10 protein-coding genes are annotated in these 12,678 nt (G+C 68.9%); 8 read left to right on the plus strand and 2 right to left on the minus strand.

Features of this window, described 5'->3' with window-relative positions; all coding sequences use genetic code 11:
* Positions 1-55: 55 nt before the first annotated feature.
* From rplQ to ACQCVD_RS09320, 8 genes are all read left to right on the plus strand, one after another.
* Positions 56-601, plus strand: a complete 546-nt coding sequence (gene rplQ, locus ACQCVD_RS09285; protein ID WP_426823462.1) for a 50S ribosomal protein L17 — start codon at positions 56-58, stop codon at positions 599-601.
* A 154-nt stretch (positions 602-755) separates the two neighbouring features.
* Positions 756-1,532 carry a DUF998 domain-containing protein gene (locus tag ACQCVD_RS09290; protein WP_426823463.1) on the plus strand — a complete coding sequence of 259 codons (777 nt, stop codon included), beginning with the start codon at positions 756-758 and terminating at the stop codon, positions 1,530-1,532.
* Positions 1,529-2,383, plus strand: a complete 855-nt coding sequence (gene truA, locus ACQCVD_RS09295) for a tRNA pseudouridine(38-40) synthase TruA (RefSeq protein ID WP_426823464.1) — start codon at positions 1,529-1,531, stop codon at positions 2,381-2,383. Before ACQCVD_RS09290 ends, truA begins: the two co-directional genes overlap by 4 nt.
* A gap of 143 nt (positions 2,384-2,526) precedes the next feature.
* Positions 2,527-4,986 carry a DUF6541 family protein gene (locus tag ACQCVD_RS09300; protein WP_426823465.1) on the plus strand — a complete coding sequence of 820 codons (2,460 nt, stop codon included), beginning with the start codon at positions 2,527-2,529 and terminating at the stop codon, positions 4,984-4,986.
* 145 nt (positions 4,987-5,131) lie between these two features.
* On the plus strand, positions 5,132-6,394 hold the full coding sequence (gene eccB, locus ACQCVD_RS09305; protein ID WP_426823466.1) for a type VII secretion protein EccB: 1,263 nt from the start codon (positions 5,132-5,134) through the stop codon (positions 6,392-6,394).
* A 167-nt stretch (positions 6,395-6,561) separates the two neighbouring features.
* Positions 6,562-8,079, plus strand: coding sequence for an FAD-binding protein (locus ACQCVD_RS09310; RefSeq protein WP_426823467.1), 1,518 nt, complete (start codon positions 6,562-6,564; stop codon positions 8,077-8,079).
* A gap of 170 nt (positions 8,080-8,249) precedes the next feature.
* Positions 8,250-9,527, plus strand: a complete 1,278-nt coding sequence (locus tag ACQCVD_RS09315) for a class I SAM-dependent methyltransferase (protein ID WP_426823589.1) — start codon at positions 8,250-8,252, stop codon at positions 9,525-9,527.
* Between the two features lie 47 nt (positions 9,528-9,574).
* Complete coding sequence (locus ACQCVD_RS09320; RefSeq protein WP_426823468.1) at positions 9,575-10,003, plus strand: TIGR02611 family protein; 429 nt, start codon at positions 9,575-9,577, stop codon at positions 10,001-10,003.
* Positions 10,004-10,037: 34 nt separating this feature from the next.
* Here the strand turns inward: ACQCVD_RS09320 and mycP are convergent, their stop codons facing one another.
* A complete protein-coding gene (gene mycP / locus ACQCVD_RS09325; RefSeq protein ID WP_426823469.1) occupies positions 10,038-11,240 on the minus strand; it encodes a type VII secretion-associated serine protease mycosin in 1,203 nt (400 codons plus the stop codon).
* Positions 11,237-12,559 (minus strand): type VII secretion integral membrane protein EccD, encoded by a 1,323-nt coding sequence (gene eccD, locus ACQCVD_RS09330; RefSeq protein ID WP_426823470.1) that lies wholly within the window; start codon positions 12,557-12,559, stop codon positions 11,237-11,239. The genes mycP and eccD overlap by 4 nt, the downstream gene beginning before the upstream one ends.
* Positions 12,560-12,678: the final 119 nt, after the last annotated feature.

Below are 12,678 nucleotides of genomic sequence, written 5' to 3' on the forward strand. Positions count from 1 at the left end.
CCCGTAACCATCGGGGGCTCCCCGCGCTCATCTATCCGTACACGAGGAGTACACAATGCCTACCCCGAAGAAGGGTGCCCGACTCGGCGGTTCCGCGAGCAACCAGAAGAAGATTCTGTCGAATCTGGCTGCTCAGCTGTTCGAGCACGGTGCCATCAAGACCACCGATGCCAAGGCCAAGATGCTGCGTCCCTACGCTGAGAAGCTCATCACCAAGGCCAAGTCCGGCTCCGTCGCCGACCGTCGTCTGGTGCTGCAGCAGGTCCCGCAGAAGGACATCGTTGCCCACCTGTTCAACGAGCTGGCTCCGAAGTTCGAGAACCGGCAGGGTGGCTACACCCGCATCATCAAGCTGGACAACCGCGCCGGTGACAACGCCCCGATGTCCCAGATCTCCCTCGTCCTCGAGGAGACCGTGAGCACCGAGGCCACCCGCGCCACGCGTGCCGCCGCCTCCAAGCAGGCTGAGGCCGACAAGGCTGACGAGGCCGAGGCACCGGGCACCGACGAGGTCACCCCGTCCGACGCCCCGGAGGTTTCCGAGGACGTCTCCGCCCCGGAGAACACCGAGGTCAAGGCTGAGGAGCCCGAGGACAAGTAGGTCCCCGGCCCGCAGCCAGCCAAGTCGCAGGTGCCGCACTTCCCCGCATTCGCCGGGGGAGTGCGGCAGCTGCGTTTTTCCGTGTCCGGGGGCTTCCTATACTTGAACGCACGCACCGGCCGACCACCGGCCGGGGGTCAGAAAGGATCATCTCTTGAGTCGACTCCGTACCGCCGGGGCGCTGTTGCTGCTCGGCGGCCTGCTCAGCTATCTCGGGCAGTTCCTCGCCGCCTACCAGTGGCAGGGGATCCTCTCGCTGGAATACAACGTGATCAGCGATCTCGGTACCACGGAATGCAGTCAACTGGACGATGTGTTCCCGACCCGGTTCGTCTGCAGCCCGGGTCATCTGTGGTTCAGCGGCGGCCTGGTGTTGGGCGGGATCGCACTGCTGGCGGCCGCGGTGCTCCTGGTCCGGGCGGGTACCGACGCCCTGGGGCGCGCTCTCCTGGCTGCCACGCCACTCGCAGTCGGGGTGGGGATCGCCGGGCTGGGCATGATCCTCGGGGGTGCGGTCGCCTATGACGTCCAGCAGGTCCTCCACCTCAGCGGCCTGACCGTGCTGGTGCTTGGCCTGTGGGCGGCCATGGCCGGTTCGGCCTGGTCCAGCTTCCGCTTCGGCCGTCTGGTTGAGCCGCCGCGGGACCGGGCGCCGGTGCTGTCGCGGGCGATGCTGCCGGTGAGTGTGATCCTGCTCGGGATCTCCGCCGTGGGGCTGGTGCTGCTCCTGCTCAGCCCCGGGACCGCGCCGCTTGGCCTGTTCCTCCGGCTCATGGTGGATCCGGTGCTGCTCTGGGTGATTGCCGCCGGGGCGGCGTTGCTGCGTGAGGGATCACCGCGACGTCGACGGGAACGGGAAGATGGCCGGCGCCAGCGCCGTGCGGAGCAGCGGGAGCGCGACGCCGCACTGCGGAAGGCGGTGGAGCAGTGACCGGGCAGATCCGCCTGCGGCTCGATCTGGCCTATGACGGCACGGACTTCCACGGCTGGGCCAGACAGGGTGATTCCGACCTACGGACCGTGCAGCGCAGCATTGAAGACGCCCTCGGGCTGGTCCTGCGGGTCCCTGCGGAACTGACCGTCGCCGGCAGGACCGACGCGGGTGTCCACGCCAGCGGGCAGGTGGCCCACGTGGACGTTCCGCGTGCGGCCCTGCACACCCGCAGCATCGACGGTGACCCGGCCCGGCTGGTGCGCCGGCTCTCCCGCCTCCTGCCGGACGACATCCGCATCCACGGGTGCGTGGCCGCCCCGCCAGGGTTCGACGCCCGGTTCTCCGCCCTGCGCCGCCACTACCGCTACCGGGTGACCACCCATCCCTCAGGTGCTCTGCCGACCCGTGTGCGGGATACCACCGTGTGGCCGAAGCCCGTGTCGTTGCCGGACATGCAGACCGCCGCGGACGTCCTGGTCGGCCTGCATGATTTCGCCGCCTTCTGCAAGGCCAAACCCCACGCCACCACTGTGCGGGAACTCCAGGAGTTCACCTGGCGGGACATCTCCACGCCGGCTGAGCCGGAGCTCTATGAGGCGCACGTCGTCGCCGACGCCTTCTGCTGGTCAATGGTGCGGTCCCTGGTGGGGGCCTGCCTGGTGGTCGGGGAGGGGCGCCGTCGGGAAGACTTCACCGCCGGGCTGCTCACCGAGCGCAGCCGTTCTCCGCAGGTGCCGGTGGCCGCGGCCAAGGGGTTGACCCTGCTCGGAGTGGATTATCCGGCACCGGCGGAGCTGGCGGACAGGGCCGCTGCCACGCGGGGTCGGCGCAGCCGCGACGAACTGTGAGGGTGGCAACCGCCAGGGGTGCCCGGTGCGGAAAGTGGGGTGGCTGGCGGGGCGCAGTCGGGCGGGAGGCCCCCAGGCGGTTACACTCTTAGGCGTTCTATACCCGGATAGCGCACAGGATGAGGAAGGTAACCGCAGGGGACATGGATACCTATCAGGCCGTTATTGTGGCGGCCCTCGTTTTCACGGTGCCGGGTCTGATCTTCAACTGGCTGTCCGGACTCAAGGGGCCCTGGGCGGTTGCCGCGTCCATCCCCGTCACCTTCGGGATCTACGGGCTCGCCGCCTGGTTGATCGGCCAGACCGACGCGCGCTTCACGGTGGGCACCGTCGCCGTGGTCTGGGCGATCTTGCTCCTGCTCGCGCTGGTCTGGCGGGGGGCCTTCCTCAGCTACCGCCGTTTCACGGTCCGCCACCGCACGCCCCTCGCGGAGGAGGGGCCGGTGGCCGACGCGGTGATTCCGGCCGCTGCGGCGCGGGCTACCGAATTGACCGCGGGTGAACGGGCCATCGCCTCCCGAACCGGTGCTGAGCTGACCGTCCGGTCCGCCCTGGTGGTGGACGAAGCGACCCCCGCCCCGCCGGCGGGCCCGGAGCGGTCCTGGTGGCACGGGGACTGGCGCACCGGCAGTTTCCTGGATCCGGTGTGGTTGCTGCCGGCCGGTGGCGTGCTGCTCGGCATGTGGCTGTTCATTTCCCGTGGCATCACCCTGATCTCGGGGACGGCCCACGGCATGGAGAACATCTTCCAGGGCTGGGACGTGCACTGGCACGCCAGTGTGGTGCGCTTCATCGAGGAGGAGGGCATCGCCTCCGCCACCCGCATGGGTGAGCTGCAGAACTACGAGACCCAGGCAGAGATGTACTATCCCACCGCCTGGCACGCGGGTACCTGGCTCTTCAGCGACATCGCCGGAGTCTCCACCCTGGCGGCGATCAACTACGCCGCCATCGTGCTGGCCGGGATGGCGCTGCCGCTGTCTGTCGCGCTCATCGCCTGGCGGCTGGTCAATAACCGGGGGCTAACCGCCCAGATCGCCGCTGGCCTGGCCGGTGTCGCGGTCTTCGGTTCCCCGGTGCTGTTCTGGGTCGGCCACTACGTGGGGGCCTGGCCCTACCTGGCGGCAGTCGCGGTCGCCGGCATCGTCATCGCACTGTTCATGGTCGTGCCCTACCGGCCGATGGCAGCGTTCGCCGCCGCCGTATCCCTGATGGGCCTGACCCAGCTGCATCCCTCGGCAGCGACGATCGTGGTACTCGCGGTGGGGCTGTGGTGGCTGTGCCACCTGGTGTGGTCCCCGGCCCGCAAAGCCCGGTCCGTGGCCGGCGCCGTCGGCACCCGGCTCCGCGACATCGGTGTCCTCGCCGGGGCAGGCATCCTCGGGGTCGTGGTACTGCTGCCGCAGATCCTGTCCGGCGCCGAGCAGACCGAGGAGGTGGCCGCCTTCTCCGCGGAGGAGGACATCACCCACGCCGAAGCCTGGTCGAAGGCCGTGCGGATGCTCACCCGGCACACTGACGCCTTCCCCGATTTCAACCCCACCGCGCTGCTGGTGCTGGGGGCCTTCGGAGCTCTGGCGCTGGTGGTCTGGCGCCGCAACCTCTGGGCTCCGCTGTTCTACCTCGTCAGCGTGGCACTGACCGTCAACGCCCTGCAACCCTTCGCCGCCTCCTGGGGCGAGTGGCTCAACATCATCGGCAGCCTGCACTACTCCACGGCACACCGGCTGGTGATGCCGGTGGCGATGTTCCTGTTCGCAGCCGCGGCCGTCGGCGTGGCCGTCCTGATCCGCGTGATCTGCCTGGCCCCGCTGAAGAAATGGCCTCTGGCCTCCGGCGTCTGCTCGGTGATCCTGGCGCTGGTGATGGCCGGGGTGACCGTCCTCTACTCCGAGCGCAACCTCACCGAGGGCGCCGACTGGTCGATCACCGCGGCCCGGAACAACCGGATGGTTTCCGACGTGGACCTGGCGGCCTTCGACTGGCTGGCCCAGCAGCCCCACGCCTATGACGGGGCCATCATGGGAGAACCAGCGGATGGCCATGGCTGGATGTACGCCTACAATGCGCTCCCGTCGGTCAACCGCCACTACCAGTGGCCGACCACCGGACCGGATGACGCCACCAACATGCTCTACTGGCACGGCAACCTGATCGGAGCCGGGAATCACGGCGATCCCTTCCAGACCAACCACGTGGACCGGGCCGCCGAGGAACTGGGCGTGAACTTCTTCTACGTCTCCCCGGGAAACTTCTGGGGCTTCCAGGAAAACAACCTGGCCCTGCTTGAGGGGCTGTGGCACGCCCCGGGGCTCACGGCCGTGTACCTGGACCAGAACGTCTCCATCTTCGCCGTCAATGAGGCGTTCACGGACGAGGAACTGGCGCAGATGCGGGAGCCGGGCAATTCCCCGACTCCGCTGGGATCAGTGCCCACCAAGGGGGAGCTGGGCCGGGCGGATTCCCCGGCGGAGGCGGATGAGCCCTTCTTCCACCGACCCACCAAACCGGATCTGGGCGGCCCCGACCCGGATGACCCGGTCACCGGGCAGGTCGCCGAGCCAATCATCTACCCGATTGTCCAGGTGCCGGTCAACCAGTAGGTGCCGGTCAGCCGGGGAACCTCCCGCCCCGGGAACCGACAGGCCCCTTCCACCAGTCAGATGGGACGTAGTCTCATGCGACGGACCGGAAGGGGCCGTGGCCTTGGTGGAGCCTGGCCGCGTGCCAGGGGGAGGGGTGCCGAACATGTCGGATATGTTGTTGCCGACGACCCGGGCGCAGGTCTCGGGGCATAAGTTTCTGCAGCGCCGCGTGGAGCACGCCCTGGTGTTCGGGGATCTGCGGATGATCCATGACCCCCTGGCCCGGCGACGGCGCGCCCTACTGTTCGGGATCACCGCCCTGGTGCTGCTCGGACTGGGGGCCGGGCTGCTCGCCTTCATCCGTCCCGCGGCGGACCCGGGGGAGGCGCCGATCCTCCGCGCGGACTCCGGAGCCCTGTTCGTCCGGGTCGAGGACACCCTGCACCCGGTGGGCAACCTGGCCTCCGCGCGTCTGATTGCCGGAGAAGCCGCCCAGCCGGCACGCATCGCCGATGACATCCTGCTCTCCCAGCCGTTGGGGACACCGCTGGGTATACCGGGCGCGCCGGGTGTCCTCCCGGCGGAGCCGGCGCCGGACCTGACCTGGAGCGTGTGCCATGACAGTGGGGCCGATCAGGTGACGGTGGTGGTGCGGGAAGACGGTGCGCCGGCACCGCTGGCCCCGGGACAGGCGGTGCTGGCGGAATCCGGTGGGCGGGAGCACCTGGTCACCGCGGCCGGTCGCCGCCTGCTGCCGGTGACGGACAGCCCCGAGGGGCGCGTGGTCCGCCGTCGCCTCGGGATCTACAGCGGGACCCCGGTGTGGGAACCGCTACCTGAGGTGTTGCGGGTGATCGCCGAGCTCCCCGCCGTCACTGTCCCACCGGGTACCCCACCCGTCCTGCAGTCGGCCGGCGGGAACTGGCTGGAGCAGGAGACCGGCCTGACACCGGTCACCCCCTTGCAACGGGAGATCCTGGCTGACCTCGGCAGCCCCGTGCAGGAGGTGCCGCGCACCGAGTTGGCGCTGCGGGCTGATGACCCGGACCCGGCCCCTCTACACCTGCCCGAGGCTGAGCCGGAGTGGCTGGATCCGGGGGAGCAGGTGCTCTGTGTCAGCGGGGAAGCCGGCACCCCGGGCATCCTCCCCGCTGACCCCGGGGGAGTGGCTCTGCCCGGGGATTCCGTGGCCACCACCTACGCCGGTCCGGGGCTCGGTTCCCTGGTCGTCGACACCGGCGCCGGGTACCGGGTGGTGTCGGAGACCGGGACCGTGCACGTGGTGCCAGGTCCGGAGCAACTGGCTGTCCTCGGTCTCCCGACGGAGCCCTCCCCGGTGCCCTGGCAGCTGCTGCGTCTGCTGCCGCTGGGTCCGGAGCTGAGTCCGGGGCAGGCGGTGCAGGCCGCGGGCCACGAAGCAGGGTAAGGCAGGGGATGAAAGCTGCGCTGCGCCCTCTTCTCCGGAACGTATGGGAAAGTCTCACGGAACTGCAGCTGAGCGGGGTGTTAAGCCCCGTCTTGTCTCCTGCTTATCCCGGTGGGTGGTGACCTGGCACGGGCGAAGCCGTGAATTTGAGGTTAGGCTGGTTTCTCATGAGCCTTGTTGATACCGCCCTTAATGTCGCTGGGCGAGCGACTGACCTGATCAAACCGGGACGCGGACTCGACCCTGTTCGGGTTCAGCCGGTTGGATGGTACCGACACGAGCAGGCCGTGGAACGCCTGCTGAGCAGTTTCTCAGCGGTGCCCGCCGGGGAACGGGTCCGCCTGGCCAAGAAGACCTCGAACCTGTTCCGCGGCCGGGCCAACTCCGACGTTCCGGGACTGGACGTTGAGGGGCTGGGCAGCGTGATCGAGGTGGACCCGGTCACCGCCACCGCTCAAGTGCAGGGCATGTGCACCTATGAGGAGCTGGTGGACGCCACCCTCCCTTATGGCCTGGCCCCCTTCGTGGTGCCGCAGCTGAAGACCATCACCCTGGGCGGGGCCGTGACCGGCATGGGGGTGGAGTCCACCAGCTTCCGCAACGGTCTGCCGCACGAGTCCGTGCTGGAGATGGACATCCTGACCGGCACCGGGGAGATCGTCACCTGCTCGCCGACGGAGAACACCGATCTGTTCCGGGGTTTCCCCAACTCCTACGGCTCCCTCGGTTACGCCGTCCGGCTGAAGATCGAGCTGGAGCAGGTCAAACCCTTCGTCGAGCTGCGCCATGTCCGCTTCCACGACGCCACGGAGCTCTCCCGGGTCCTCGAGGAGGTCTCGGTCTCCCGGACATATGAGGGTGAGCAGGTGGACTATCTCGACGGTGTGGTCTTCAGCCTGACGGAGGGCTACCTCGTGCTGGGACGGCAGACCGATGAGGAGGGGCCGGTCAGTGACTACACCCGGGATCAGATCTACTACCGGTCGATCCAGCACCCGGACGGCATTCTGCGGGACCGGCTGACCATCCGCGACTACATCTGGCGCTGGGACATCGACTGGTTCTGGTGCTCCCGGGCCTTCGGTGCGCAGGATCCGAAAATCCGCAGGCTCTGGCCCCGCGACCTGCTGCGTTCCAGTTTCTACTGGAAGCTGATCGGCCTGGACCGCAAGTATGACATCGAGCACAACCTGACCACCAAGCGGGCGGGCGAGCCGCACCGGGAACGCGTGGTCCAGGACATCGAGGTCACCAGCGAACGCCTGCCCGAGTGGCTGGAGTGGTTCTTCGCCGCCTGTGACATCCAGCCGGTGTGGCTGTGCCCCATCCGGCTGCGCGAGGGGGTGGAGGAGCTGGGAAACACCGGCGAGCAGCTGGCGGCGGAGCCCAGCCCCTGGCCGCTGTACCCGCTCCAGCCCGGCACCACCTGGATCAACGTCGGTTTCTGGTCGGCCGTGCCCGGGGACCACGTCAGCCCGGAGGCGGAGCCCGGTGCCTTCAACCGCGTGATCGAGGAGAAGGTTCACGAGCTCGGCGGCCACAAGTCGCTGTACTCGGAGGCCTTCTACTCCCGCGAGCAGTTCGAGGAACTCTACGGCGGGGACTACCCGGCCAAGCTCAAACAGGTCTATGACCCGGCGGGGCGGTTCCCGGGGTTATATGAAAAGACCGTTCGCGGTGCCTGAGGCAATCGCCGGTAATAGAATGTTCCTTCGGGCACGGTAGTCCCGCCTCCGCTTACTGATATGCGCGCGGCAGCGGGGAGACCGGTCCCACCAGGTTCACATTGTCCCTTACTTTTAAAAGCACGAATTTAGAAACGGATGAGAAGTTGAGCTCACAATCCTTCACCCCGATGACCGTGGCAGAGATCATCGAGGCTCTGGTCACCCCGCCGAACCCGTTCCGGTGGGAGGCCTTCGACGGCACGGCGACCGGGCCGGAGGACGCCAAGTACACGGTCCACCTCACCAGCCCCGAGGGGCTGTCCTATATCGCGACCGCGCCGGGTGACGTCGGACTGGCACGGGCCTACATCACGGGAGGGTTGGAGCTGGAGGGGGAGCACCTGGCCCACCCCTACGGGATCTTCGATGCGCTGCGCTCACTCTACGGCCAGTTCCGGAAGCCTTCGGTGGGCACGACAGCGAAGATCTACCGCTCCCTGCGCAGGATGGGTGCCCTGCAGATTCAGCCCGTGCCGGAGGCCGAGGAAGCCTCCTGGCTGGAACGCTCCATCCGGCAGGGGCTGTCACGGCACTCCAAGGAACGTGACGCCGACGTGATCGCGGCCCACTACGACGTGGGAAATGACTTCTATGAGCTCTTCCTCGGCGACACCATGACCTACACCTGCGCCTACTACCCGAGTGAGGACGCCTCCCTGGATGACGCGCAGCTGAACAAGTACCGCCTGATCTTCGAGAAGCTGCGGCTGAAGGAGGGGGACCGGCTGCTGGACATCGGCTGTGGCTGGGGCGGCATGGTGCGCTACGCCGCCAAGCGTGGGGTGAAGGCCATCGGCGCGACGCTTTCCCGGGAGCAGGCCGAGTGGGCCCAGGCCAGGATCAAGGAGGAGGGGCTGGAGGACCTGGCGGAGGTCCGGTTCCAGGACTACCGCGACGTGCCCGAGACCGGGTTCGACGCCGTCTCCTCGATCGGTCTGCTGGAGCACGTTGGGGTGGACAATTACGCCAAGTACTTCACCCACCTCTCCGGCAAGCTGCGGCCCGGTGGCCTGATGCTCAACCACTGCATCACCTACCCGGACAACCACAAGACCATGCGCGGTGGATTCATCGACCGCTACATCTTCCCCGACGGGGAGCTCACCGGCTCCGGCACCATCATCAAGAACATGCAGGACAACGGATTCGAGGTCCTCCACGAGGAGAACCTGCGTTTCGATTACATGCGCACCCTGCGCGATTGGTGCCTGAACCTCAAGGACAACTGGGAGGAGGCCGTCGAGCTGGTCGGTGAGCCCACCGCCCGCCTGTGGGGCATGTACATGGCGGGTTCCGAGTGGGGGTTCCGGCACAATGTCGTCCAGCTCCACCATGTGCTCGGCGTCAAGCTGCTCGATGATGACAGCCGTGGTGACCTGCCCGAACGTATGTGGTGGACGGTGTAACGGATGCGGGCCGGGAACTTGCCGGGTGAGAGCGCCGTTGGTCTACCATGACGACGATGCGCGAGATGGTTCACGTCCGGGTGGAGAAACTCCGGGCGTCCCACCAGCAGACCAAGGCGGCCCGCTACGGCTTCCTGGTCCGTCCGCTGACCCTGATCCTGGGGTGGACGGTGCTGGTCGTGGGCGTCATCACTATCCCGCTACCCGGCCAGGGCTGGCTGACCACCTTCATCGGCGTCGGCATCCTCTCCCTGGAGCAGGAGTGGGCGCGTCGGCTGCTCGGCTGGGGGGTGAAGCTCTATGACCGCTTCTTCGCCTGGTACCACCGGCAGCCGCTGCTCGGCCGGATCGCGATGATCACCGGCCTGATCCTGGTGATCTGGGCGATCTTCCTCGGCATCGTCATCGGCTGGTGGCACGCCGGCGGGTTGGATGTACTCACGCCGGTGGCCCAGAATATGGGGATGAGCCGCTAGCGAGCGGACCGCACCTTTCGGGGCCGGGACGGCATCAGCTGTCCCGGCCCTTTCGCATGCCGGTGATCCCGGCCGCGCCAGCGGACACGATGACGGTGGCCGCCAGCCCCACGAGCAGCCATTGCGCCCGGTGGGCCGAAACCGGTTCCGGAACCTGCCGCGCAGTGACCTCGATCTGCCGGTGGGCGGGTGGAGAACCGGAGGGCAGATGCATCACCGCCCGGTAAGGGTCCACGGCCCCGGTCACCGGATCCGCGCTGTCGACCACCAGTTCACGCAACTGGGCGGCCGAGAGATCCGGGTGGCGCTCCCGGAGCAGGGCGACGGTGCCGGACACCACCGGGGCCGCGAAACTGGTGCCCTCAAAGGCCACGGTGCCCTGGCTACCCAGGAGACCGGCCGCCAGGCCCTCGCCGGACGGTGAGAGCCCGACCGGGTGATGTCCCGGCGCGGACAGCAACTGTCCGGCCGGTGCCGGCACCGAGTAGTCCGCGATCCGGTGCGGGTCGCTGAATGCCGCCACGGCCAGGACGGTCGGGGAGTGAGCGGGGTAGACCACCGCCCCCGGTTCACACCCGGGGCCCAGGTTCCCCGCCGCCGCCACGACCACCACCTCCGATTCCTCGGCCCGGCGCAGCGCGGTATCCAGGGTGGTGGTGTCCAGTCCGGCTGCGGTCTGAGCCGGCACGCACGCGACCACCGAGATAGAGATGACCTGAGCCTGCTGCTCGACGGCCCGGTCGATGGCCGCGGCCAGGGATCCGACGGTGCCCACCGGGGAGTCGTCAAGCTCGCGGTACCGGGCGCTGGATTGCCGGATGCTCAGGATCTCGGCGTCGGGTGCGATACCGACCGGGCCCTGCCCGGCGGCGCCGGGGCGGGACGCGAGCACTCCGGCGACGACCGTGCCGTGGCCGTCACAGTCGTGCAGTGCCGTGCCCTGATCGTCCGGCAGGACCAGGTCACCGCCGTCAATGACCTCACCGAGCCGGGGGTGGGGTGCTACCCCGGTGTCGATCACCGCCACCCGCACCCCGGCCCCCGTCGCCAGGTCGTGGGCGCGGGTCAGTTCCGCCGGCGCGGGGGCGGGCTCGACCTCATGAGGTACCGCCGCGGCGCAGGGCGGTGGATCCGGTTCCCGGCCAACTTCCTGCGCCGGTGCCGGCGGCGGGGTCAGCGTCAGTGCGGCGCAGAGCAGGGCCGCCGACCGGATAGTGGTGGTGCGTCGGGCCCTCATCCCAGCCCCCGGATCGCGGCGAAGACGCCCATCAGGTGGGCGGCCAGGGGAAGCGTGGCGGCGATCGTCAGGGACTCCGCCCGTTCCAGCCACACCACCGTCGTCGGTTCCAGGTGTGGGATCCGCGCGGCCCACAGCGGCGCGCTCAGCATGGCGGCGGCCGCCAGCCCGGCGGTGAGGAGCTGGGCCGGGTGTCCGTCACCCAGTATCGCGGCGAGCACCATCCCGGTCAGAGCGGTGATCCCGGCGCTGAACAACGCCCAGGTGGCCACCGGGCTACGGTGCCGGGCCGCATGCAGCAGCAGGGAGCCGGCGGCGGTGGCGCACAGCCCCAGGGGGAAACCACCGCCGCTGAGCGCCACCGTGAGCAATGCCGGTAGGAGACCGAGGGAGATGCCGAGCAGAATGCCCTCATGCAGCCGGGTGGCCCGTCGGGCGCGGTCGTCGATGTCGGGGTCGGGCCGGTCCGCGACCCTGAGGTCCTGGCCCGCGGAGGGCAGGGGCGGGACCTTGAGCCCGGCCAACTGGATGGCGGCGGTTGGTGCGAGCAACAACATCAGGATGGCGGCGACGACCACCCCCGCAGCGGCCCCCGTGGCCGTGCCGGTGGCCGCCAGGCAACTGGCTGTGACCCCGAGCAGGAGCAGGAGTGTACCCAGTGTCGCGGTGAGCCGGGTCTTCACCACCCCGATTACCCCCAGCAGCAGGAGAGTGACCGCGGCCGAGCCGATCGCGGCGCTTAGCGCCCAGGCCAGATCCGGCGGCTCCGGACGGAGCCCGTCCAACACGGAGCTTGCCCCGCCCGCAGCAGCCAGCAGCACCGTGGGCACCGCCAGGGCCTGGAGGCGGCGGCACCAGATGAGCACCGCCAGACAGGCGGCGGTGGCCAGGGCGAACAACACGGCAGCGGGCAACTGGTCCCGCAGCGGGGAGCCGAGCAGGCAGATGCTGAACGCCACCGCCCCGGCGATGCCCGTCAGGGTGGACACCCCGCGGACGGACACCGTCCCCGTGGTCTCCACGAGAGCTTCCGCCGCATCGCGGACCACCGGCGGGTGCCGGTCCCCGGCAGGGCTCAAGACCAGGACCGAGCCGTGGTCGAGCCCGGACTCCCGCAACGCGACGGCCTGATCCACCGGTTGTCCGGCCAGGGTGCCGGCCTCCCACGGCCGGGAGATCCGCGGCGCGTTGGTCAGTCCGAGCACCTCATCCAGGATCTCGGCGAGGCTGGAGTCCCCGGGTACCGCCAGGTCCACCTCGCGGTGGAAGGTGCCGACGTGCACCCGCACCGTCAGCCGCAGCAAATTGTCGATGGCCATGTGTGTTCCCCCGATTTCAGTGAGTTTCCCGCTGCTCCCGGACAGCCCCCACTGTCCGTTGTCCCCATCATCGCCTAGGGTGGGCACCGTGTCCACAGCACGGTGGCACTCGGTCGGGG

The organism is Corynebacterium halotolerans (assembly GCF_050107895.1).
GTDB classification, from domain to species: domain Bacteria; phylum Actinomycetota; class Actinomycetes; order Mycobacteriales; family Mycobacteriaceae; genus Corynebacterium; species Corynebacterium halotolerans_B.

What these genes read in the sequence shown, in the direction of transcription:
- rplQ (WP_426823462.1), top strand. Translation starts at nt 56, where the DNA reads ATGCCTACCCCGAAGAAGGGTGCCCGACTCGGCGGTTCCGCGAGCAAC.
- ACQCVD_RS09300 (WP_426823465.1), top strand. Translation starts at nt 2,527, where the DNA reads ATGGATACCTATCAGGCCGTTATTGTGGCGGCCCTCGTTTTCACGGTG.
- eccB (WP_426823466.1), top strand. Translation starts at nt 5,132, where the DNA reads ATGTCGGATATGTTGTTGCCGACGACCCGGGCGCAGGTCTCGGGGCAT.
- ACQCVD_RS09310 (WP_426823467.1), top strand. Translation starts at nt 6,562, where the DNA reads ATGAGCCTTGTTGATACCGCCCTTAATGTCGCTGGGCGAGCGACTGAC.
- ACQCVD_RS09315 (WP_426823589.1), top strand. Translation starts at nt 8,250, where the DNA reads ATGACCGTGGCAGAGATCATCGAGGCTCTGGTCACCCCGCCGAACCCG.
- ACQCVD_RS09320 (WP_426823468.1), top strand. Translation starts at nt 9,575, where the DNA reads ATGACGACGATGCGCGAGATGGTTCACGTCCGGGTGGAGAAACTCCGG.
- mycP (WP_426823469.1), bottom strand. Translation starts at nt 11,240, where the DNA reads ATGAGGGCCCGACGCACCACCACTATCCGGTCGGCGGCCCTGCTCTGC.
- eccD (WP_426823470.1), bottom strand. Translation starts at nt 12,559, where the DNA reads ATGGCCATCGACAATTTGCTGCGGCTGACGGTGCGGGTGCACGTCGGC.